This window comes from Polaribacter atrinae, from assembly GCF_038023995.1.
In the GTDB taxonomy this organism is placed as follows: Bacteria; Bacteroidota; Bacteroidia; order Flavobacteriales; family Flavobacteriaceae; genus Polaribacter; species Polaribacter atrinae.
The window spans coordinates 3,382,106-3,406,279 of record NZ_CP150660.1 but is presented as its reverse complement, the minus strand read 5'-3'; the positions used below and the strand labels follow the sequence as shown (position 1 = coordinate 3,406,279).

15 protein-coding genes are annotated in these 24,174 nt (G+C 28.8%); 8 read left to right on the top strand and 7 right to left on the bottom strand.

The window, feature by feature from the left end; all coding sequences use genetic code 11:
* The first annotated feature begins 56 nt into the window (after nucleotides 1-56).
* Entirely contained in the window at nucleotides 57-1,328 is a 1,272-nt protein-coding gene (locus WG945_RS14805; RefSeq protein ID WP_068451475.1) for a replication-associated recombination protein A, read from the top strand.
* Between the two features lie 130 nt (nucleotides 1,329-1,458).
* Here WG945_RS14805 and WG945_RS14800 read toward each other — a convergent pair whose 3' ends face one another.
* The gene (locus WG945_RS14800) at nucleotides 1,459-2,205 is read right to left on the bottom strand and encodes a hypothetical protein (protein ID WP_082864290.1); all 747 of its coding nucleotides are present in this window, start codon (nucleotides 2,203-2,205) and stop codon (nucleotides 1,459-1,461) included.
* A gap of 135 nt (nucleotides 2,206-2,340) precedes the next feature.
* On the bottom strand, nucleotides 2,341-3,027 hold the full coding sequence (locus tag WG945_RS14795; protein ID WP_068451472.1) for a YjjG family noncanonical pyrimidine nucleotidase: 687 nt from the start codon (nucleotides 3,025-3,027) through the stop codon (nucleotides 2,341-2,343).
* Nucleotides 3,028-3,065: 38 nt separating this feature from the next.
* Here WG945_RS14795 and WG945_RS14790 point away from each other — a divergent pair, with 38 nt between their 5' ends.
* Both WG945_RS14790 and WG945_RS14785 read left to right on the top strand, forming a co-directional pair.
* Nucleotides 3,066-4,343, top strand: coding sequence for a lipopolysaccharide biosynthesis protein (locus tag WG945_RS14790; protein WP_068451469.1), 1,278 nt, complete (start codon nucleotides 3,066-3,068; stop codon nucleotides 4,341-4,343).
* A gap of 1 nt (nucleotide 4,344) precedes the next feature.
* The gene (locus tag WG945_RS14785; protein ID WP_068451466.1) at nucleotides 4,345-5,934 is read left to right on the top strand and encodes an asparagine synthase-related protein; all 1,590 of its coding nucleotides are present in this window, start codon (nucleotides 4,345-4,347) and stop codon (nucleotides 5,932-5,934) included.
* On the opposite strand, the gene WG945_RS14780 is transcribed toward WG945_RS14785, so the two are convergent.
* The 4 genes from WG945_RS14780 to WG945_RS14765 all read right to left on the bottom strand — a co-directional run bounded on the left by WG945_RS14780 (nucleotide 5,931) and on the right by WG945_RS14765 (nucleotide 11,114).
* Nucleotides 5,931-6,842: a hypothetical protein gene (locus WG945_RS14780; protein ID WP_068451463.1), complete on the bottom strand. Its 912-nt coding sequence runs from the start codon at nucleotides 6,840-6,842 to the stop codon at nucleotides 5,931-5,933. The two genes, WG945_RS14785 and WG945_RS14780, sit on opposite strands and share 4 nt — an antisense overlap.
* Nucleotides 6,842-8,146: a polysaccharide deacetylase family protein gene (locus tag WG945_RS14775; RefSeq protein ID WP_068451460.1), complete on the bottom strand. Its 1,305-nt coding sequence runs from the start codon at nucleotides 8,144-8,146 to the stop codon at nucleotides 6,842-6,844. The genes WG945_RS14780 and WG945_RS14775 overlap by 1 nt, the downstream gene beginning before the upstream one ends.
* Nucleotides 8,147-8,212: 66 nt before the next feature.
* On the bottom strand, nucleotides 8,213-8,899 hold the full coding sequence (radC, locus tag WG945_RS14770) for a RadC family protein (protein ID WP_068451457.1): 687 nt from the start codon (nucleotides 8,897-8,899) through the stop codon (nucleotides 8,213-8,215).
* 100 nt (nucleotides 8,900-8,999) lie between these two features.
* Nucleotides 9,000-11,114, bottom strand: a complete 2,115-nt coding sequence (locus tag WG945_RS14765) for a tetratricopeptide repeat protein (RefSeq protein WP_231874687.1) — start codon at nucleotides 11,112-11,114, stop codon at nucleotides 9,000-9,002.
* A gap of 300 nt (nucleotides 11,115-11,414) precedes the next feature.
* Between WG945_RS14765 and trkA the strand changes: the two genes are divergently transcribed.
* The 4 genes from trkA to WG945_RS14745 all read left to right on the top strand — a co-directional run bounded on the left by trkA (nucleotide 11,415) and on the right by WG945_RS14745 (nucleotide 16,596).
* Nucleotides 11,415-12,761, top strand: a complete 1,347-nt coding sequence (gene trkA / locus WG945_RS14760; protein WP_068451454.1) for a Trk system potassium transporter TrkA — start codon at nucleotides 11,415-11,417, stop codon at nucleotides 12,759-12,761.
* Nucleotides 12,762-12,763: 2 nt separating this feature from the next.
* On the top strand, nucleotides 12,764-14,266 hold the full coding sequence (locus tag WG945_RS14755) for a TrkH family potassium uptake protein (RefSeq protein WP_068451451.1): 1,503 nt from the start codon (nucleotides 12,764-12,766) through the stop codon (nucleotides 14,264-14,266).
* Nucleotides 14,267-14,354: 88 nt separating this feature from the next.
* Nucleotides 14,355-15,494: a hypothetical protein gene (locus WG945_RS14750; protein WP_068451449.1), complete on the top strand. Its 1,140-nt coding sequence runs from the start codon at nucleotides 14,355-14,357 to the stop codon at nucleotides 15,492-15,494.
* A complete protein-coding gene (locus tag WG945_RS14745) occupies nucleotides 15,484-16,596 on the top strand; it encodes a nucleotidyltransferase family protein (RefSeq protein ID WP_068451446.1) in 1,113 nt (370 codons plus the stop codon). The genes WG945_RS14750 and WG945_RS14745 overlap by 11 nt, the downstream gene beginning before the upstream one ends.
* Here WG945_RS14745 and WG945_RS14740 read toward each other — a convergent pair.
* Nucleotides 16,580-17,932 (bottom strand): UDP-N-acetylmuramate--L-alanine ligase, encoded by a 1,353-nt coding sequence (locus WG945_RS14740; protein WP_068451443.1) that lies wholly within the window; start codon nucleotides 17,930-17,932, stop codon nucleotides 16,580-16,582. The two genes, WG945_RS14745 and WG945_RS14740, sit on opposite strands and share 17 nt — an antisense overlap.
* Nucleotides 17,933-18,062: 130 nt before the next feature.
* On the opposite strand from WG945_RS14740, the gene WG945_RS14735 reads away from it, so the two are divergent.
* On the top strand, nucleotides 18,063-24,170 hold the full coding sequence (locus WG945_RS14735; protein ID WP_068451440.1) for an alpha-2-macroglobulin family protein: 6,108 nt from the start codon (nucleotides 18,063-18,065) through the stop codon (nucleotides 24,168-24,170).
* Nucleotides 24,171-24,174: the final 4 nt, after the last annotated feature.

The window sequence follows — 24,174 nt, the reverse complement described above, 5'->3', positions numbered from 1 at the left end:
TCTAACCAATGTAGATTTTTGCAATTTCTGTCAGAAATCTTTATTATTTTTACTGAATGAATGAACCTTTGGCAGAAAGAATTAGACCTAAAACTCTTGAAGACTATATCAGTCAGCAACATTTAGTAGGTAAAACTGGTGTTTTAACCAATTTAATTAAAAAAGGGATTATTCCTTCATTAATTTTATGGGGACCTCCAGGAATAGGAAAAACCACACTTGCTAATATCATTGCTACAGAATCTAAAAGACCTTTTTATACTTTAAGCGCTATTAGTTCTGGAGTAAAAGATGTAAGAGAAATTATAGAAAAAGCAAAGAAAAGCGGTGGATTATTTACTGTTAAAAACCCTATTTTGTTTATTGATGAGATTCATCGATTTAGTAAATCTCAGCAAGACTCACTTTTAGGCGCTGTAGAAAAAGGTTGGGTAACTTTAATAGGAGCAACTACAGAAAACCCCAGTTTTGAAGTGATACCTGCACTACTCTCTCGTTGCCAGGTTTATATTTTAAATTCTTTTGATAAAACAGATCTCGTAGCACTTTTACATAGAGCAATGGAGAAAGATGAGCTTTTATCAACAAAAAAAATTACTTTAAAAGAAACTGATGCACTATTACAAGTATCTGGTGGAGATGCAAGAAAGCTTTTAAATATTTTTGAATTATTAGTTTCTGAAGAAGATGAAATTGAAATTACCAATGATTTAGTATTGGCAAAAATTCAGAAAAACACCGTTAGATATGATAAAACTGGTGAGCAGCATTATGACATTATTTCTGCTTTTATAAAATCTATTAGAGGTAGTGACCCAAACGGTGCCGTTTATTGGTTGGCAAGAATGATTGAAGGTGGTGAAGATGTAAAGTTTATTGCAAGAAGATTACTCATTTCTGCATCCGAAGATATTGGTAATGCAAACCCTACTGCGTTAATTTTGGCAAACAACACGTTTCAGGCAGTTTCTGTTGTTGGTTACCCAGAATCTAGAATTATATTAAGCCAATGTGCTATTTATTTAGCTAATTCTGCTAAAAGCAACGCTTCTTACATGGCCATTAATGATGCAATAAATTTGGTTCAGAAAACAGGAGATTTATCGATTCCTATTCATTTAAGAAATGCACCTACTAAGTTAATGAAAGACTTAGACTATGGTAAAAACTATAAATACTCACATAATTATCCGAATAATTTTGTAGCTCAAGAATTTTTACCTGAAGAAATATCAGGAACAAAATTGTATGAACCGGGTAATAATGCAAGAGAAAATCAGTTTAGAGATATCTTAAAAAATAGATGGAAAAACAACTATGATTATTAATACTTATTATAACAAAGACTTTTAAATAAAAAAGATGTCACTCTAAAGTTATTTTATGAGTGACATCTTTTTTTATTGGATATACAATAATCTAAAATACATATAAACCACCAATTATTTTGGCAATTTATTAAAATTTAATCGAGTAATTTTTTGTTACTAACGTATCATTTTCATAATATTCTGCAACCCAATTATTACCATTTTTATAGATAATTCCATTCTTATCTTTTATTACAAAAACATCTTTTACATTCGTTTTTAAAATCTGAAAAACTACTGCAGGAGAGGTGTCTACTAACTGAAAACCATTATCTATTTCTTGACTATATAAAACTGCTAAACTACTTTTTGGAAGAGCAGTTTCTTTTATAATTAGTTTTTTAGCAGGCAACACTTCCTCTACTGCAACAACTGTTTCTGCAACAACTTCTTCTTGCAATGGCGTATAGGTATACTCTAAATCTTCCATAGTTGCATATGCTTTTCTTATAGCTTCTTGATATGCTTTTTTATAATCTTTTTCCTTACTCCTACCTTGTTCCGATGTATATAAAACAACACCATTACAATCTTGCAATTCGATTTTACTTTTCACAGAAAACATACTAGAATCATCAGTAACCACAGCTATTAGAGCTTTACAACGATTTAACTTTAAGTCTGTAGGTAATTCTTCATTACTTAAATACACTTCAAAACCTTTTTTTTCTAAAAGAAATTTGGTTAATGAACTTGTTTGGTATTGATCTGCACTTTTTAAGTATTCAAAACGGTCTAATACAATTACATACTTGTAATTATTTAATTTTTCTTGTTGACTGAATGTTGATATTGTTATAAAAAACAAAAAACTAAATACTATTTTTTTAATCATTTTAATTGAATATTTAATGAATTTCTAATTTATAGAAACATAATTTACTGATGCAATATCGCAAAATTGTACGATATTATCTAGCTTTAGATATAAATTAACTTTTCTTTATTTAAATTAAAAACGTTAAGAATGTTAAAGATATTGTTTTATTTCTATAAGCGAATTAACAGAAATAAACTCCCCATTAATAGATGTGTTATTTTCAAAATTACAATAAATAGCTTGCATACCAACACTTAATGCTCCTTGCACATCTGCATCTAAGTTATCACCAATCATAATAGAGTTATCTTTATCTGCCTTTGCAAGGTCTAAAGCATAATTAAAAACTTTTGGATTAGGTTTTTTTGCTCCTACAGATTCGGAAGTTATTATTTTATTAAAATAATGATGAATATTAGAACTCTTCAATTTTTTATGCTGTACTTCATCAAAACCATTAGTAATAACATGTAATTCGTACTTTTCTTTAAGATAATCTAAGATTTCAAAAGTCCCATCAAAAAGATGATTAAAATCGGGTAAAAACTCTAAGTAATTTATGGCTATTTCATCTATTAAATCATCAGAAACAGTATAATTTAAAACATCAAAAGTATCCTTTAACCTACCATATCTTAACTCGCTTTTAGTTACTTTTTCTTCACTAAATAATTTCCAATATTTAAAATTAACTGGCTTATAAATTTTTAAGAAAACTTCTAACTCTATAGTTATATTATTTCTATTAAAAACTTTTTGAAACGCTAAGTCAGAATTTTTTTCAAAATCCCATAAAGTGTGATCTAAATCAAAAAAAACGTGTTCTATATCTTTCATTTACATTATATTTGGATGTATAACTATTGGTTTGTAATATGCAACTATTTTCTTTTTTTAAAAAAGAGTTTGTAAAAAATGTTTTCACTTTAATAACAGGAGCTGCTTTGAGCCAAGTTGTTATTTATGCTTCAATTTTAATACTTACGCGCCTTTTTTCTACAGAGCTTTTTGGTATTTACACCTTATTTTCATCCGTAACTTTAATCTTAAAGCCTTTGGCAACTATGCAATATGAATTTGCTATCGTTTTACCAAAAAAGGATAAAGATGCTATTAATTTAGTGGGTTTTTCATTTATTATTTTAACAATATATTGCTTATTATTACTTGTAATCATCTTCTTTTTTAATGAAAACATTACTACTTTTTTTAATATAACAAAACTCGTAAATTTAATTTATTTACTACCATTAAGTGTCTTCCTTTTTGGTAGCGTTTCAATTTTTGATTTTTGGAACAACAGAACCAATATGTTTAAAAATATATCTAAAGGATTAATAACAAAATCTGCGGTAATGAGTTCATCTCAACTTGCTACTGGTTTTAGTTCTTTTAATTCTTTAGGATTAATTCCAGGAATGCTTTTGGGGCAATCTATGCAACTTCTTTTTTTAATAAAAGCGTCTACCCAATTAATGCAAAAACTTACCAAGGAGCTATCCTTAAAAAGGATGTTTTTTTTGGCAAAAAAATATAAAGATATTCCCATTTTTAATACCATTATTAACTTGACTAATAATCTTTCTAATGAATTACCAGTGCTTTTAATTACTAAATATTTTGGTTTAGCAAACTCGGGAATTTATGGTCTAGCAATTAAATTTACAAGAGCTCCTATTGGCATTTTCCAACAATCAATAAACCAAGTCTTTTTTAATAAAGCAAGTAAAACTCATAATGAAGAAGGCAATTTGCATGATTTAGTTATAAAAACCGTCAAACATTTATTATTTATAAGCTCTTTTCTTTTTATTCCTTTATTTGCAATTTCTTTTTTCTTAGATATTATTTTTGGTGAAAATTGGTCTGACGTAGGTTTGTATTCAAGAATTATAATTCCGTGGTTATTTTTTGCTTTTTTGAGTAATCCCATATCACCATTAATTTTGATTTTAAACAAACAAAAAACTATGGTTGTTTATGATTCTTTTTTACTACTTTTTAGATTTTTGGCATTATTCTTAGGATACTATTTTTACGATAATATTGTTATTTCTTTGATACTTTTTTCTGGAGTAGGAATGCTTTTTAATATTCTTATATTTATCTACCTTTTAAAAACATCCAAAGAAAAGAAAATTGCATACAGCTAATATGAACATTACTTTAAAACATAATAAAGGCTTTAAATGGTATAAAAATGATTCTTTTTATTTAAAAGGTTATTTTTATATTGATGCTGTTTTTTATGAAAAAGAAAATGCTTTAAATTTTCTTTTAACAATAAAAGACACCTCTGATTTTAAAGAACTTTTAAAGAACATAAATGGTGTTTTTACAATCCTTTTTTCTGATAAAAAAACTGTTTGTATTGCTTCTGACATAACAAGATCTTTCCCTATTTTTTATACTTTTCAGAATGAAAAATTATTTTTGAGCGATGATATTATCTATTTGAAAAACACTTTTAATATTGTTGATTTTAATACTCTTTCAGAAATCGAATTAAAAGCATCTTGTCATACTCATGGTAATAAAACATTATTACAAAATGTAAATCAAATACAAGCAAGTGAATATTTAATCATTCAAAATCATAAAATTATTGAGAGTAACTTTTTCTTTTCTTATGCCATAGAAAAAGCATATCTAGACTCCTATTCTATTTTAAAAAACAAAGTAGTAATTGCTTTTGAAAATTGTTTTAAACGGTTTATAGACTCCCTAAATAATAGGATGGCAGTAATTCCTTTAAGTGGTGGTTTTGATTCGCGTTTAATTGCTGTAATGCTTAAAAAGCACAACTATAAAAACGTAGTTTGTTATACCTATGGCAGAAAAGATAGTTTTGAAATTGAAAATTCTAAAAAAACGGCAGAAACATTAAATTTTGACTGGTATTTTATTGAATATAAAAATGAATTAATTTCTAATTATTTACCAACTGAAGAATTTAAAGATTACGCACATTTTGCGGGCAAACTTTCTTCTATGCCTTATCTTCAAGAATACTTTGCTATTAAATTTTTAAAAGACAAAAAAATCATTACTCAAGATGCTATTTTTGTTCCTGGTTTTGCCGGCGATATTTTAGGAGGAAGTGAATATTCAAAAACAATTTCTAAAAACTTAAAACACTCTAATTTACCAGAAGTTATCTTAGAAAAAAAAATGATTAATTATTGTTTTTCTAATGATGAAAAGAAACAAATTAAAGCAGAAATAAAAAAGAATTTATTTCTATTTGATAAAAATTATACAAAAAAAATACCTGAAACTGTCTTAGAAGATTACAACCTAAAAGAACGAATTGCTAAATATATTTTTAATTCTGCAAGTTATTATACTTTTTTTGATCATCAATTTAGATTTCCTTTTTGGGATACAGAATTGTTAAGTTTATTTAAAAAAATTCCAATTAAACACAAAAAAGGAAAACTTCTTTTTGATGATATATTAATTAATGATTATTTTAAACCTTTTGATGTCTACTTTGAAAAAGAAATTCAGCCTACAAAAAAACAAATTAAATTACAAAAGCTAAAAGACAAAATAAAGCCACATTTACCTAATCACCTAAAAAAAAGAATATTAAAAAAACATGATTGGAATAATTACAAACCAATAACCGATCAAATGATTAATGAATTAAATAAAAAAGATATCAAGGCAAAAAAAATGTATAAAGATTATAATGAAATAATATCTCAATGGTATATTCATTTTTCTAAAAAAGACATTTAACTCATTTTTCTTAACAACTTAATAAACCAAGGTAGCTTATTATATTTTATCTGTGGATATTTTAACGTTAGAGCCCCAAAACTCAAAAAATACTTTGCAATAGTTTGTAATGAAGACCCCCCAAAATTAAAAACATTAAAATTCTTTTCGAACTTATAAATTGCACGATCAATTAAAAAAGTATTTGCCCCATTTTTTCGATTCTTAAAATCGGTAGATGACACTAAAATTGTAATCGCTTTTTTATGTTTTAGAAAAAAACCAGATGCAACTAAATTATTCTCCTTATCATAAATAGAAAGTATTTCACCTACCCTTTTCTCTAAACAAACCGTAATTAATTTTTGAAGTTTATTATAATCTACTTCCTGAATGTAAGGAGTTCTTTTACCTACATTATTTTTAAAAAGCTCAATTAAAACTTTAGAATCATCATTCCATTTCTCAATTAAATCTAACTTTTTTGCTTTAGACACATCTTTTCGCCTATCTTTTCTGTAATTACTAAAAAGAACTTCATAATCATCTTCTAAAGATAGAACTTGTAAATAGCTCTCTTTTTCATAAGCCTTAAACATAGAGAAAGCATTGTGAATATTTGTTCTGGTTTCTACAAATTTAAAATCGTCAAACAACTCAATTAAAAACTCATTTTCATCTACCACCTCTACAGAATAAATTCCTAATTGAATTAACCAAAAAGGAGGGTGTACATATTTTATAAACAGTTTTTTTTTCCAAGGAATTGGCATTACTGCACAATAATCTTCTAAGACTAAAACATCCCAATTGTCACAAACAATATCTAAATACCAAGAATAACCATAAATATTAGACTGTAAAGATTTTTCTATACATGCATCATATTTTTCTACATCTAAATCTTTTCTTTTAACATATTGAATCATTATGAAATAGCTATTTTAACCATAGACTCGTACAATCTTTTCCAGCCTTTCCAACGCAGATAATCACTTAAACTTTCGTTATGAAATAAGGTAATAAAAGTCCCATTAACAGCTTTTACTTCGTTTTTGATATCTCTAATTCTACCTAAAGATTGTTTAGGTGTTAACTTCATATAGTCATTTAAAGTTGTATCCATTAAAGCAAAAGGAAATACTTTTAAAGGTGTTTGAATTTCAAAATCTAAATCGTAAAAATAAAAAGGTGTACACGTACTAGCCCTAAACCCTACATTGCTTGCATACCCCATAGAATAATCTTCTTCTACCTCTAAATCTATTAAATTTTGATACGTTTCTGGCAAGCTAAAGCGTAAATAATGCTGTCTAGATCTTTGAATTGGCGAATTAATAATATTTTCTAATCTCAGTTTTTCTTTCTTTAATAAAGAAGCATTATTCATAGTAAAATAAGAAGGGTGCAACCCTACTTTTGCATAATCTACCATTTCTTTAATAAGTAACCTGTACTTACTTTTTGATGCAGAAACATTGGTATCAAAAGTAGTATAGTCGCCAATTAAGAAGAAAAAAATCGTTTTAATCTTATGCTCTTTTTTAATCTCTAAAATTTTATGAAAAGTGTCAAAAGGATCGCTTTTTAGATTAAATGTAACTGCAAATCGATTCCAAACATCAAATAATCTTAAATGAAGCAAATCATTCACAAAACCACCTACACTTCTTACTAAACTTTTATACTTATAAGCGTAAGCATTATCAATATCTACAGTAGAAATAAACTCATATTTTCGCTCACTATATACATAATCTGGAAATTTTTCTTTTAAAGCATCTAATAGTTTATAAGCCCAAATATCTACCACAGGTTTTTCTAAAAACCTTTTTTTATACGCCAAACTTTGGTCTGCAGTATAACGTCCATGAATGTCTTTTACATGTGGTAAATACTCTTCATATCTAGAAATTAAATAAAAACTTGCCGCAAAAACATCAAAAGGAATAGAAGATTTTGGTCCGGTTTTAAAGAAGCAAGGAGTTTCATCCCATTTCTGCATAGAAATTTCCATATCATTAACACCTTGTTCAAACAGTAAATTGTTACTTTTTACAAAAAACTCATTCCCTAAAGGTGTTTTTGTATAGGTCATTTTAGGACCATTAAAGGCCACAAATTCTTCTACTTTAGAAGTAAAATCTACCGGAATTAATAACGTTCTTGTAAGAATGTGTTTAAAAATATAACGAACTCTTGGGGTGATTTTATGTGTGTAAACTAGTATCATTTTTTGTTTAGTTTGCAGGGTTCAGTTAGCAGTATTCAGTGAACAACAGACTGAAAAAAAAGGGGACTATAAGTGTCCTTCATCTGCAAAGCTAAAATACGCTTTTTCGGTAATTATCAAATGATCTAGCAGCTTTATATCTAAAGTGTTTCCTGCTTCTTTAATTTTTTGAGTAAGTTGTTTGTCTGCATTACTAGGTTGTAATTTTCCAGAAGGGTGATTATGGCATACAATCATTGCCACAGATGCCAATTCTAAAGCCCTTTTAAACAACAACCTAACATCTACAACTGTGGCAGTTAAACCGCCTTTACTTATCTGACTTTTTGCTAAAACTTTGTTAGAATTATTTAAAAATAATACCCAAAATTCTTCGTGCTCTAAATCACCAATAACAGGTTGCATTAAATTAAAACCATCTTTACTACTCGTAATTTTTGGTTTTTCTAAAGCTATCTCTAATTGTCGTCTTTTCCCTATTTCTAAGGCGGTAATAATAGCAATTGCTTTTGCTTCTCCAATACCTTTAAAGGTTGTTAATTTTTCTACGGATAGTTTTGCAAGCTCATTTATGTTTCCATCTACATCCTGTAAAATTCTTTTAGATAGCGCTACAGCACTTTCTTGCCTGTTACCAGACCCAATAAGAATTGCAATTAATTCGGCATCAGAAAGTGCCGTTTTTCCTTTTGCCAACAACTTTTCTCTTGGCCTATCATCTAAAGCCCAAGATTTAATAGTTAACTTTTCCATTTTCTTTTTTCATAAAAATACAAAAATGAAAATTAACTATTTTAAGACTTATTAAATATGCTAAATAGAAACTTGTACAGACATTATCCGTAAGAAAAAATTACAGTTGATTTAGAAAGTTTCTATATTGTTGGTTGTTTGGGTATAAATCAATTAATCTTTGCACAATGTTTTTCGCTTTTACTTTTTGATCAGATTTAGAATATAAATAAGCCAGCGCATACAATAAACCTTCATTTGTTGCATCAACCTTAAGCCCAGAAACCAATGCTTTTTCTCCATTTTTAAAGTCTTGTTTTTTATCATATAGCAAACCTAAATTATAATAAACACGAATATTGTCTGGCATTTTAACCATAGCTATTTTAAGTTGCTCAATTGCCTCATCTTCTCTATTTAACTCGGCATACATTAGTGCAAGAGAATAATAAACAGGTCCATATTCGGGCTCTTGTTCAATTACGGTTTTAAAAGCTTCTTCGGCTTTTTTATAATCATTTATATTATAATACAATGTTGCTAAATTTATTCTAATTTGATTGTTAAGAACATCTATAGCTTGGGCAGTTTCAAAATATTCAATGGCTTTTTCTAAATTTCCTTGTTTTAAAAAGTAATCTCCTTTTTTCATTCTTATTCCAACAAAATCTGCATTCGTATCTAAATGCAACCAAAATTCCTTTTTTACTTTTTGATAACTTTCTTTATAAACTTCAGGTACTTCTGCTTCTGCCAAACCGCCTAAACCATAAAAAGCTTTTACTCTAACACTTCTCTTAGGATCTTCTAGTAACGGCAAAAAATAAGCATTATAATCTGTGGTATTTATGCCACTTAAAACATCTACACTTGCCCCTCTAACCAAAGCAGATTCATCATTTAAAAGTGTAATATAATCTTGTACAAAATTCTGTGCATTGTAATTAGACAATACTTTTGTTGCAGATGCTCTCACTATTTCTGGTTGATGTTTGTCGTGCATCAATTCTATTAATCCCTCATGTCCATTAGGTTGCATTGTTATTCCTGGAGCCAATTTTTCTGAATAATGAATAGAATCTACCTCTCCAAATAATTTTGTGAAATTTTCTGCCGCCCAAACATCATCTTTATCTGTATGACAACCAGAACAAGCGTTTGGATTTCCATATTTTACACTTAAATCTGGTCTTGGTACTCTAAAACTATGATCTCTTCTAAAGTCATTTCCCATATAAAATCTTCCTGTCATGTGGCAATTAATACATTTTGCTCCATCGGTATTTTGTTCGTGAAAATGATGTGTAGGAGTATCATATTTTTCTGGAACATGACATTGGGCACACAGTTTATTACCATCAAACTTTAGTTTTAAAGAATGTGCATCATGGCAGTCTGTACAAGTTACATCATTTTGATACATTTTACTCTGCGTAAACGAACCATATACATAATCTTCATCTAAAATTTGTCCGTCTGCTTGATATAACGGTGCTTCTAATAATTGTGGATAATAGTGATCTAACATCGTTCCTTCAAAATTAAAAAATTCAGAAAACTGTTCTCTTCTCATGTGGCAACGTGCACATTGATCTACCAACTCTTTGGGACCTGTTTCGATTGTCATTTGAAAAGTACCACTATCCATATAATCTTCACCTAGTTTATCTACATCAGCAACATGTTCTTTACCAGGACCATGACATGCTTCACAATTCACATTAATAATTGCAAATTCGGTATTATAACTATGTGTTTTCTCATCATAATTTTTTCGAACATTGGTAGAATGACAGTCCGAACACATATTATTCCAATTTAAACCACCTCTAGACCAATGCAACCATTCGGAATGTACTACTTTAAAATCTGGATATAAATCGAACCATTTATGTTCTACAGAATCCCAAGCAGTTCTTAAACATTGGTAATGACCATCTGGAAATTGAACAATATATTGCTGTAAAGGAGTAATACCAAAAGTGTATATTATTTTATAATCGTGGTTTTTGCCATCTGGTCCATCTGTATTTACATAAAAATCTTTACCTTTTTTATAAAAATGAGAAGTTACCCCTTGACTTGTAAATGTTTGATCATTAAAATCACCTAAAATAGAAATACTGTCTGCAAGGTCCATGGCTTTATCATGATGTGAGCCTTCCCATTTTTTAAACTGATCTTGATGACATTCTTTACATTTTTGATCTCCTAAAAAATGATCATCTGGAATCATTTTTCCCGAAAGAAAAACACTGCTATCATCTATAACTGCCTTATATTCATCTTTTTTATCACAAGAGATAAAAAAAAGGATAAAAAGAATAAAAACTAAAAGTGAGTTTATTAAAAAAAAAACGGATAAGCGTGAGTTCTTTAATTGCACGAATGGTATTATTTTAAATTGTAGCAGTAAATCTAAAAAAGATATTTTCTAAAAAATAAGATAATTATCATAAAATTTGAAAAACTCCTTTTATTTCTCTTTTCCATGAAAACTCTTTATATCTTTGCCAATACATACTACTTTTAAATTATGAAAATTATTATAGCTGGTGCTGGAGACGTTGGTTTTCACTTGGCTAAACTTCTTTCTTACGAATCTCAAGACACCTACATTATAGACTTTGATGGTGAAAAATTAGATTATCTAAATAGTCATTTAGATGTAATTACTAAAAAAGGAGACGCTACCTCAATAAAGTTATTAAAAGAAATAGGAATTGATTCTGCAGATTTATTAATAGCAGTTACCGATAGCCAAAACACTAATTTTACAATTTCTGTTATTGGAAAATCTTTAGGTGTTAAAAAAACAATTGCAAGAATAGACAATCCTGAGTTTCTAAATAATTGTGAGGTAGATTTTACAAAATTTGGTTTAGACTTTATGATTTCGCCGCAAGAATTAGCGGCTAATGAAATAAAAATGTTGTTAAATCAATCTTCATTTAATGATACTGTAGCATTTGAAAGCGGTATTTTTAATGTATTAGGTACGCCATTAACTTATAAATCTCCCATTGTAGATTTATCTGTAAAAGATGCAAAACAAAAGTTTTCGGATGTAGATTTTATTACAATTGCTATAAAGAGGCAAGGTGAATCTCAAACTATTATTCCTAGAGGAGATATTGTTTATGAAATAGGAGACCAAGTTTATTTTTGTGTACCGAATTATAGTATGAGCGACCTTTACCCTATTACTGGTAAAAAACGAATGCATATTAAAAATGTTATGATTCTTGGTGGTGGTAGTATTGGAGAAAAAACTGCAAGAAAACTTTGTAAAGATAATTTTAGAGTAAAACTTATAGAAAAGAAAAAAGATAAAGCAGAGTTTCTAGCAGAAGTGCTAAATGATACTTTGGTTATTAATGGTGATGGTAGAGATTTAGAACTGTTAGAAGAAGAAAACATTAGAGAAACAGACGCTTTTATTGCAGTTACAGGAAATTCTGAAACCAACATTATGTCTTGTTTGGTTGCAAAATCTAAAGGTGTTAAAAAAACGGTTGCCTTGGTTGAAAATATGGATTATATTGATATTTCTCAAACTATTGGAATTCAATCTTTAATAAATAAAAAATTGCTTGCTGCAAGTAATATTTTTAGACATATTAGAAAAGGTGAAATTTTAGACCTAGCCAATTTACATAACGTAGATGCAGAAGTTTTTGAATTTGAAGTTAAAGAAGGTGCTAAAGTCTCAGAATATCCTATTAAAGATCTTCGCGTTCCTAGAGAAGCTATTTTTGGAGGTATTATTAGAGATAAAAAAGCAATTATGCCTCACGGAAATGTACAAATTAAAACGGGAGACAAAGTAATTGTATTCTGTTTACCAGAAGCTATAAGTGCTGTAGAACGTTTATTTAAATAAATATGACGAGCACATTAAACAGTAAAATAATATTTCGTTTTTTAGGTATTACCGCAATCCTAAACGGATTCTTTATGTTTATCGCCTATCCTTTTAGTGTGTACCACAAAGAAGATGCTAAGTGGGGAATTCTAAATGCAGGAATTGTAACTGTAATTATTGGACTTTTACTTTATTTTCTAAACAAACCTAAAAGCACTAATATAAAAAAGAAAGACGGATATTTAATTGTTACTTTAGGTTGGTTAATCCTTTCTATAACAGGAATGTTACCTTATTTATTTTCTGGCACAATACCAAGTGTTGCAGATGCTTTTTTTGAAACCATATCTGGCTATTCCACCACGGGTTCTTCCATCTTAATAGATATAGAGTCCATGCCAAAAGGAATTTTATTTTGGAGAAGCGCAACCCATTGGATTGGTGGAATGGGTATAATTGTACTTACCATTGCTATTTTACCTCTTTTAGGTATTGGTGGAATGCAACTTTTTATGGCAGAAGCTCCAGGACCATCGGCAGATAAATTACACCCTAGAATTACAGATACAGCAAAACGATTGTATTTAATTTATATATCTCTTACGTTTGCTCAATTCTTTTTATTAAAAGTTGCTGGTATGACTTGGTTTGATGCTATTAACCATGCAATGGCAACCATGAGTACGGGTGGTTTTTCTACAAAAAATAGTAGTGTAGCTTTCTATAACAACCTTCCACTGGTACAATATATTATTATCTTTTTTATGTTTGTGGCAGGGACCAACTTTGTAATTACTTATTTTGCTTTAAAAGGAAAGGTTCGTAAAGTTTTTGAAAGTGAAGAGTTTAAATATTACTTTTTTGGAATATTAGGCGTTTCTGCATTAATAGCTATTATAATCATCTTTTTTCAAGATGCAAATTTACAAACAACCATTCAGCACCCAATGATTTATGGAGAAGTAGAAAGTGCTATTAGACACTCACTCTTCATGGTGATCTCAGTGGTAACAACAACTGGTTTTGTAAGTGCAGATTTTACTATGTGGAATTTCTTTGCAACAGGTATTTTCTTTGCATTGTTTTTTACAGGTGGTTCTGCAGGCTCTACAAGTGGTGGTATTAAAATAGTAAGACATATAGTAATGCTTAAAAACAGCTTTTTAGAATTTAAAAAAGCTTTACACCCAAATGCAATTATTCCTGTAAGATTAGACGGAAAGTCGATACCTCCCACAATTGTATTTAACATTCTATCCTTTTTTATTATTTACATGCTCATCTTTATTTTAGCCTCTGTAATACTAACTCTTTTAGGCTTAGACTTTATGTCTGCTTTAGGAGCCGCAGCATCTTCTTTAGGAAATATTGGACCTGCAATTGGTAGCGTAAGTCCCGTAGACAGTTATGCGCATTTATCTGATGCTGCCAAATGGTTTTGTTCATTTTTAATGCTTATAGGTCGTTTAGAACTTTTTACAGTACTTATTTTATTTACTCCTTTCTTTTGGCGTAAAAATTAAATCCATAATTATTTTTTAATAATATACGTCTCAAGTTTGAGACGTTTTTTGTTTTGTATAAATAATAAAATAGCTACTTTTATTATTTATGAAAAAACAATCAAATTTCTTATATAGTACTGCTGAAGACAAAACTATTGTTTGGTTTGAAAACAGTAATGAATATTTAGTTTTAGAAAATACTACCGCAGATATTTTAAAAAGATTAAGTAAAGGTATTTCTGTTAATGAAATTGCCGAAGCATTGTCTAAAAAACTATCAGTTCCTTTAGATAGAACTATAGATTTTATAATCGATTTAGAAAAAAGAATTTATGCACCTCATAGCAATAAAGAATCTGAAATAATTAATGATTATAGAGATATTGAAAAGCCAAAATCATTTGAATTTATTAAGTATTATAAAGTAAACAATGTTGTTTTTAAAGTTTCTTATTTAAGCGAAAAAGAACTATCTCTTGTACATCCAAAATTTGCACACTTAGTAGTTAGTGATACAAGCAAATTTGATTACGAATTTGATGTATTTATAAATAATAAATTTATATTTCTTATTGTTGATAAACAACTGATAGGCGCTTGGAGTCGTAGTGATATCCATTATTTTCAAGGTAAGTTTTCTATGCAATTTATTCAGAAAATTCATCAGAAAGAAGAAAACCAATGGATGGGCGTTTTTCATGCATCAGCGGTAAGCAATGAAAAAAAATCAATCTTATTTTTAGGAGATTCTGGCAATGGAAAAAGCACTTCATTAGCGCTATTACAAGCAAATGGTTTTATTTGTTTAGCTGATGACTTTGTACCTATGGATATAGAAAAAAGAGAAGTGTATAGTTTTCTTGCAGCTATATCAATAAAAAAAAGCAGCTTAGAAACCTTACTTCCCATTTATCCTGAATTAGAAACCACAGCTGAATATAATTTTACTAGATTAAATAAAATTGTACGCTATTTAAAACCTAACAACACCAATTATTTTAGCCATTTACCCTGCAATGATTTGATTTTTATTAAGTATAAAAAAGACGCTGAATTATCTTGTGAAAAGATTTCTAAAATTGATGCTTTTCAGCAATTAATTCCAGATTCTTGGATATCTCCAAAATTAGAAAATGCACAAGTATTTTTAGACTGGTTCAGTTCTTTAAATTGCTATCGCTTAACGTATTCTAATAATGAAGAAATGATTGCAACTGTTTCTAAAATATTTAATAATGACTTATAAAGAAACGCTCTTTTTTATTGCTAAAAGTTTAACGATTAATCACGAAGAAAAAAATAAAGTTTTAATCGAAGCAGAATTAAAATTAGGTAATATAGATTGGGATGCTATTGTAAAAGTAAGTACTGGGCATTTTGTTTTCCCAGCTTTATATTGCAATCTAAAAAAAGCGAATTTTCTGCATTATTTACCCGAAGAATTGGTGAATTATATGATTCACATTACGGATTTAAATAGAGAAAGAAACCAAGAAATTATTGATCAAGCTAAAGAAATCAACGAACTTCTTTTAAAAAATAACATTACACCTATTTTCTTAAAAGGAACAGGAAATCTACTAGAAGGTTTGTATGAAGATATTGGAGAGAGAATGGTTGGTGATATCGATTTTATTTTCTCAGAAGAAGAATATCCAAAAGCAATCAAATTATTAGCAAATAATGAATATTCTAAAGTACATAAAACTACATACGATTTCCCTCAATTTAAACACCACCCTAGATTACAAAGGTTAAATAAGATTGCTGCTATAGAAATTCATAAAGAATTATTGATTGAAAAATATGCTGGTGAATTTAATTATAATATCGTAAAAAAAGATTCACAAATAATAAATAAAGTAAATGTAATTAGTTTTAAAAATCAATTAGCTTTATCAATTATTGCTACTCAAATAAATGATGATGGATTTCATTACAAAAATATTTCTTTAAGAAACGCTTACGATGTTTTTTTACTCTCTAAAAAAATAAATTCAAATAAAGGTTTTGATAAATTTCAAAAATTAAAACCCCCTTTAAATTGTTTTTATGCCTGTTGTTTTGAAGTTTTTAATAAACCAGATTCTTTACAATATAATTACACAAAAGAAATAGAAAAATATCTAATTACTTTTAATGAACAATTAAACGATAATAATTTAAGAAACAAACGTTATAAAAAAACAAAAAATATACTTTTTATAAAAAAGAGATTTAGTATTATTTCTAAATCTATTTTTGAAAAAACGTATAGAAACTGGTTAATTAAACGAACTACAGACAAAAATTGGCAACAAGAAAAATTAATTCAACTGGGGCTAAAAAAAACTAAACCAAACCTTTAACTTCATCAAAATCTAAACCACCATAATTACCAGAACTCATTAAAACCACTGCCGATTTCTCTAAATTTTGGCTGAATAAAAATGCTTTAAATTCATCTGGATTTGTATAAATAACTAAATCTTCTCTTTCAAAAGCCTCTGCAATTTGTTGTGCAGTAACCGCTTCTAATTGTTTAATTTTTACGGCATCGGGAGAGTAAAAAACAACCGCTTTATCAGCAGCGTCTAATGCTCCTTTATATTCTGCTAAAAACTCAGCATTCAAACTAGAATATGTATGTAATTCTAAACAAGCCAAAACTGTTCTTTCAGAATATTGCTCTTTTACCGCTTTTGTAGTTGCTGCTACTTTACTTGGCGAATGTGCAAAATCTTTAAAAATTACTGTTGATGGAGTTTCTACAATTTTCTCTAAACGCTTACTTGCACCTGCAAAACTAGCAATTGCCTCATAGAAATCATCTTCATCAACTCCCATGTGCTGACAAATCCACTTTGCTCCTGCTAAATTCTGAAGATTGTGTTTTCCAAAAACTTCTAAAGGCAAATCTCCTTCTGATGTTTGTAAATAGGTAATTCCGTTTTCTATAAAGTGTCCTGGTGTAGTATACGGATATTTCTTAATATGATTTTCTGATGATTCTACAACATCTTTTACAATTTCATCTTCCTCATTATACACCATACTTCCTCCGTTTACCATAGAGTCTGTAAAGATTTTAAACTGCTCTACATAACCTTCAAATGTTGGAAAAACATTAATATGGTCCCAAGCAATACCACTTAATAGGGCAATATTTGGTTTGTATAAATGAAATTTAGGTCTCATATCTATTGGCGAACTCAAATATTCATCACCTTCTAAAACAATAAAATCATTTTCTTCCGTTAAATGCACCATGGTTTCAAAACCGTCTAATTGTGCACCTACCATATAATCTACTTCTTTTTCATGATAGTTCAACACATGTAAAATCATAGAAGTTATGGTTGTTTTTCCATGAGAACCACCAATTACAACTCGTGTTTTATCCTTAGATTGCTCATATAAAAACTCAGGGTAAGAATAAATTTTTAATCCTAATTCTTGCGCTTTTAATAATTCTGGATTGTCTTTTTTAGCATGCATTCCCAAAATGACAACATCTAATTCTGATGTTATTTCCTCTGGAAACCAGCCAAATACTTCTGGCAATAACCCATATTTTTCTAATCGAGATTTAGAAGGATTGTGAATTGTATCATCGGATCCAGAAACTTGGTATCCTTTTTGGTATAAAGCAATTGCTAAGTTGTGCATGGCACTTCCGCCAATAGCAATAAAATGAATTTTCATCGAACAAAATTTAAAAAAGTAAAAATACAAAAGCTTACTACAATATAAAGTATCTTTAGACGTAAACTCTAATAAAAATTATTTTACAAGCTAATTTGTATGTGCTTTAAAAGCATTAAATAAATTAATTATGAAAAAATTGACAACAACACTAGTAATGATTATTGCATTCTCTTCTTTTTCTAACGCTCAAGACTCCTTTAAAGAGCTTTGGTTAGAAGTAGAAACATTTGAAAAAGCGAACTTACCAAAATCCGCTTTAAAAGTTGTAGAAGACATTTACGCTAAAGCGGATAAACAAAGCAATTCACCTCAGTTAATAAAAACACTTTTTTATAAAAGTAAATATTCTTTAACCTTAGAAGAAGATGCCCAATTAAATATAATTGAAAGTTTTAAAAAACACATTGCTAAAAGCGAGTACCCAACAAAAAACGTATTAGAAAATGTATTGGCTAATTTATACTGGCAATATTTTAATGAAAATAGGTACAAATTTTACAATAGAACAAAAACTGAAAACAAAGTAGATAAAAACGATTTTAGGACTTGGGATTTAGAAACACTTTTTAAAGAAATTCACTGTCATTTTGAAGATTCATTAGAAAACACAGCGGCTTTACAAAAAATAGCTATTTCTGAATATTCAGAGATTTTACAAATCGAAAAAGAGTCTAAAAAATACAGACCTACATTGTATGATTTTTTAGCAAATAATGCTTTAGAATTTTATAAATCTTCAGAAACTACCATTACAAGACCATCTTATAAATTCGTGTTAGATAATTCAGCGTTTTTATCAGATTACAACACCTTTTTAAACTTAAACATTGAAACTAAAGACAACTTATCTTTACAGTTTAATGCCTTAAAAATCTATCAGAATTTAATTCAGTTTCATGCAAAAGAAAATAATTTAGACGCTTTAGTAGATATTGATATTCATCGTTTAAACTTTGTAAATGAACACGCTAATTTTACAGACAAACAAAATATGTATTTAAACACATTACATAAAACTAAACAACATTTTAATAAAAATGAAGTAAGTGGATTATATACTTTTCAAATTGCTAAATATCACCAGGAAGAAACGAATAACAAACTTGCTTTTTCAATCTGTAATGACGTCATAAATGAGTTTCCAAAGAGTCTAGGAGCAAAAAAATGCACAGCTTTAAAAAATCAAATCTTAGAAAAATCACTTTCTATAACAGCAGAACAATTTGTTCCTATCAACACCAATTCTAGAGCATTAATTAGTTATAAAAATATTGATAACATCTATTTTACAACATATAAAATAACGAATGTAGCTTTAGAAAAACTCAATAAAACGTATAACATAGCTGATAAAATAAAGTTTATAAACACTTTAGAGAAAAACAAAAATTGGAATGCAAAACTAAGAAATGAGCATGATTACCTGCAACACACTACAGAGGTAATTCTTCCAAAATTGGACAACGGAACTTATTTAATTGTTTCTTCGGAAGATAAAATTATTGATGAAAATTCAATTTTTGGAACAGCAGCAATTCAAGCGACCAATTTAACTTTAATTGAAAACAATTTTAATGACATCTACAATTATCAAATTGTAGATAGAAACACCGGTAAACCTATAAAGGATGCAGAAATATCTCTTTCTAACAACAAACCTAGAAGAGGTGCAACTATTAATAAAACGTTAACCACAGATAAAAACGGATTTGCTTCTTTTAAAAGTGAAAATTATTATCCGAATGTAAATATTACAGTGAAAACAAAAAATGATTTTGCCTCTTTTGGAAATCATTACTTATATAAAACCAATAGAAGACAAACAGATAAAGTAAGCGAAAGTTTACAGTCTTTTATTTTTACAGATAGAAGTATTTACAGACCAGGACAAACAGTTTATTTTAAAACAATTGTGATCAAAAAACAAGGAGAAAATTCAGCTGTTTTAACGGAAGATTTTGTAGATATTAATTTAAAAGGTGTCAATCATCAAACTGTAAGTACACTAACTTTAAAACTGAATGAATTTGGTTCTGTTGCTGGCGAATTTATTCTACCAAACAATGGATTAACAGGTCAATATGCAATTGAAATAAAACAAAGTGCAAAAAGTACAAGCAATATTCGTTTGAACTCTAATCGTTCTTATATTTCTGTAGAAGAATATAAAAGACCAAAATTTGAAACAGCATTTAAGCCCATCACAGAAAGTTATGAAATTAATGACGCTATTACCATAAATGGATTTGCAAAAGCTTTTTCTGGAGCCAATATTACAGATGCTAAAGTGGTGTATCGTGTACACAGAAAAGTACAATTTCCGAGTTGGTATTATTGGAGAAGACCAAATACTACTTCTAGTTCTCAAGAAATTATACACGGAGAAAGTAATACTGATGAAAATGGAGCCTTTAAAATAGTCTTTAATGCAATTCCGGATGAGAGTATTGATAAAGAAAGTTTACCTATTTTTAATTTTGAAATTACCGCAGACGTTACCGATATTAATGGAGAAACTCGCAGCGCAACAAGTATTGTAAATGTTGGGTATCATGCTTTAGTTGCAACTATTTTATCAGAAAACAACATCAATAAAAACAGTAATGACAATATTTTAAATATTGATACAAAAAACTTGAACGGAGAGTTCATTCCTGCAAAAGGAAATATTAAAATATACAAATTAGAAGCACCTAAAAACCCTTTAAGAAAAAGACCTTGGGCTACACCAGATTATCAAGATATTTCTGAAAATGAATTTAAAAAACTATTCCCTAACGATGCCTATTCAGAAAATGAAATGGATGCTACAAACTGGACAAAAGGGATTCTTGTTTTTAGTGAAAATTTTAACACCGAAATTAGTAAAAAACTTCTTTTAAAGGACACCAAAAATTGGATTTCTGGTAAATATAAAGTAGTTTTAGAAAGTAAGGATAAGTTCAATCAAAAGGTAAAAGACGAAAAAATAGTTACACTTTTTGCTACCAAAGAAAAACAAGTTGCAGACAATAACTTATTTATAATTCTTGCAGATAAACCTGCTTATAAGATTGATGATACTGTTGAAGTTACTGTAGGTTCTGCTTCAAAAGATATTACGGTAATTGTACAAATTGAAAAGAATCATACACTTATAGAAACTCATTTGTTAAAGTTGAATAATACAACAAAAACAATAAAAATACCCGTTAACAAAGATGATCTTGGCGGATTTGCTGTAAAATATCACTTTGTAAATTATAATTATTTTAAAAGCGGAAGTTTACTAATTAACGTAACTGAAGAGATAGAAAACATCGAGATTGAAACTAACATATTTAGAGATAAGTTATTACCAGGACAAGATGAGACTTGGAGTTTTACAATAAAAAACGATAAAAATGACGAACTTGCTGCAGAAGTTTTAGCGTCTATGTATGATGCCTCTTTAGACCAATTTAAACCTCATAATTGGAGCTTCAATCCAATAACGTCAAAACCAAAATATTATTCTTACACACACAGTAGTGCTGATAATAGTTTTAGCAACACCTATTTTAACGTTGTGAATACCCAAAGAAATCAATTTGGTTACCCAACGGTTTCTTATGCTTCTTACAACTGGTTTGGGTTTCACTTTGGTAACAATAGAAATCTTTATTTAAGAAAATCTATGACCAGAGCAAATGCTCCAAGTCCGGAAATGATAATGGTTGTTGAAGATGAAAAAGAAGTTGTAGAAACCATTATTGAATCTACAGAAGCTGATGAAGTAGAAGCAATTATGGAAGATGTACCTTTCATGAAAATTGATGAAAAACAAAAAAATAAAGTACAAGAAAAAAACTCTTTAGAGGGAATTCAAATTAGAAAAAACTTTAATGAAACAGCTTTCTTTTTTCCAGAATTAAGAACCGATAAAAACGGTCAGGTTAGTTTTTCTTTTACAATGCCAGAAGCATTAACCAAATGGAAACTGCAATTATTAGCACATACAAAATCGTTAAAATCTGCAACAAAAACACTAGAAACAGTAACTCAAAAAGAGTTGATGGTAGTACCAAATGCACCAAGATTTTTACGTGAAGGTGATAAAATAACCTTGAGCGCAAAAATTACCAATTTAACAAATAACCAATTGAGTGGTTTTGCTAAGTTGATTTTAACGGATGCTATTAGTGGAGCAGAAATTGATTATGAATTAGAAAATTTAAATTCAAACAAAAATTTTACTGTTGATAAGGATGGAAACACCAATGTTTCTTGGAGTTTATCAATTCCGGAAACGGTGCAAGCTGTACAATTTAAAATTATAGCAAAAGCAGGTGATTTCTCTGACGGAGAACAAAATGTTTTACCAGTTTTATCCAACAGAATGTTGGTTACAGAAACGTTACCAATGTGGGTTCGGTCTAACGAAACAAAAACTTTTACCTTAGATAAATTAAAGAATACTACTTCTTCTACCTTAAAAAACCATAAGTTAACTTTAGAAATGACATCTACCCCTGTTTGGTATGCAATTCAATCTTTGCCATATTTAATGGAATATCCTTATGAATGTGCAGAGCAGGTATTTTCTAGATATTATGCCAATACCTTAGCAAGTTTTGTGGCAAATTCTAACCCAAAAATTCAAGAAGTCTTTAATGCATGGAAATCTTCTGATGCTCTTTTATCGAACTTAGAAAAGAATGAAGAATTAAAATCATTAATAATTCAAGAAACACCTTGGTTAAGAGATGCACAATCTGAAACGGAGCAAAAAAAGAGAATCGCTTTATTATTCGACTTGAATAAAATGAAAAATGAGCAAGAAAAATCCATTAATAAACTACAGGGTATTCAGATGAATTCTGGAGGCTTCCCTTGGTTTAAAGGCGGACGAAATGAAAGTAAATTTATTACCCAACATATTGCCACAGGTTTTGGTCATTTACAAAAATTAGGAGTTACTGATTTTGATACTTCAACCCAAAACATGATAGAAAAAGCAATACAATTCTTAGATGAAGAGTTAATTAATCAGCATAAGAACTTGTTAAACAATGCATCAGAAATTAAACAGAAAGCTAAAACAAAAAAGGAAGGTGAAGAAGCATTTACAGCCTATTTAGCAAAAAATAATTTGAACTATTTTACCATTCAGTATTTGTATATGCGTAGTTTTTACAGCACAATTTCTATGGATAACAACTTGCAAAAAGCAGTTGATTATTACAGAAATCAAACTGTTACATATTGGAATGATTATAATTTATATGCAAAAGGACAAATTGCTTTATCGTTGTTTAGAAATGATGATAAAACAACCGCAAATAAAATATTAAAATCGTTAAAAGAAAATTCAATTACTTCTGATGAATTAGGAATGTATTGGAAAGAAAACGCTGCTGGTTACTATTATTATCAAGCTCCTATAGAAACTCAGACATTAATGATTGAAACATTTTCTGAAATAGAAAACAATACAGAAACTATCGATAATTTAAAAATATGGTTGCTAAAAAATAAGCAAACAAATAGTTGGAGAACTACCAAAGCAACTACAGAAGCCGTATATGCCTTATTGTTAAATGGAACCAATTGGATTTCGGTAAAAGAAATGGTAGATATAAAAGTTGGTGATCAAGAAATTGATCCAACAAAGTTAGAAAACGTAAAAGTAGAAGCTGGTACTGGTTATTTTAAAACTTCATGGAATGGATCTGAAATTACACCAAAAATGGCAGAAGTTACCATCAATAAAAAAGGAGAAGGAATTGCTTGGGGAGGTTTGTATTGGCAATATTTTGAAGATTTAGACAAAATTACTTCCGCAGAAACTCCTTTAAAACTGCATAAAAAATTATTCTTAAAAGTAAATTCAGACACTGGAAAAGAATTAAAAGAAATAACAAAAAACACAAAATTAAACATTGGTGATTTAATTACCGTAAGAATTGAACTTAGAAGTGATAGAGATATGGAGTTCATTCATATGAAAGACATGAGAGCTTCTGGATTAGAACCTATAAATGTTTTATCTAGATATAAATGGCAAGATAATTTAGGATATTATGAAAGTACAAAAGATGCTGCAACAAATTTCTTTTTTGATCGATTACCGAAAGGAATTTATGTTTTTGAGTATGATGTGAGAGTTAATAATGCCGGAAATTTCAGCAATGGAATTACAACAATACAGAGCATGTATGCACCTGAATTTAGCAGTCATTCTAAAGGAATAAGAATTAACGTTGTAGAAAATTAAGCAT

Bases quoted from the DNA above. Each gene is read 5' to 3' on its own strand.
- WG945_RS14790 (WP_068451469.1), top strand. From the start codon at position 3,066: ATGCAACTATTTTCTTTTTTTAAAAAAGAGTTTGTAAAAAATGTTTTC.
- WG945_RS14780 (WP_068451463.1), bottom strand. From the start codon at position 6,842: ATGATTCAATATGTTAAAAGAAAAGATTTAGATGTAGAAAAATATGAT.
- WG945_RS14750 (WP_068451449.1), top strand. From the start codon at position 14,355: ATGAAAAAACAATCAAATTTCTTATATAGTACTGCTGAAGACAAAACT.
- WG945_RS14755 (WP_068451451.1), top strand. From the start codon at position 12,764: ATGACGAGCACATTAAACAGTAAAATAATATTTCGTTTTTTAGGTATT.
- trkA (WP_068451454.1), top strand. From the start codon at position 11,415: ATGAAAATTATTATAGCTGGTGCTGGAGACGTTGGTTTTCACTTGGCT.
- WG945_RS14745 (WP_068451446.1), top strand. From the start codon at position 15,484: ATGACTTATAAAGAAACGCTCTTTTTTATTGCTAAAAGTTTAACGATT.
- WG945_RS14800 (WP_082864290.1), bottom strand. From the start codon at position 2,205: ATGATTAAAAAAATAGTATTTAGTTTTTTGTTTTTTATAACAATATCA.
- WG945_RS14805 (WP_068451475.1), top strand. From the start codon at position 57: ATGAATGAACCTTTGGCAGAAAGAATTAGACCTAAAACTCTTGAAGAC.
- radC (WP_068451457.1), bottom strand. From the start codon at position 8,899: ATGGAAAAGTTAACTATTAAATCTTGGGCTTTAGATGATAGGCCAAGA.
- WG945_RS14735 (WP_068451440.1), top strand. From the start codon at position 18,063: ATGAAAAAATTGACAACAACACTAGTAATGATTATTGCATTCTCTTCT.
- WG945_RS14785 (WP_068451466.1), top strand. From the start codon at position 4,345: ATGAACATTACTTTAAAACATAATAAAGGCTTTAAATGGTATAAAAAT.
- WG945_RS14795 (WP_068451472.1), bottom strand. From the start codon at position 3,027: ATGAAAGATATAGAACACGTTTTTTTTGATTTAGATCACACTTTATGG.
- WG945_RS14775 (WP_068451460.1), bottom strand. From the start codon at position 8,146: ATGATACTAGTTTACACACATAAAATCACCCCAAGAGTTCGTTATATT.
- WG945_RS14740 (WP_068451443.1), bottom strand. From the start codon at position 17,932: ATGAAAATTCATTTTATTGCTATTGGCGGAAGTGCCATGCACAACTTA.
- WG945_RS14765 (WP_231874687.1), bottom strand. From the start codon at position 11,114: ATGATTCCAGATGATCATTTTTTAGGAGATCAAAAATGTAAAGAATGT.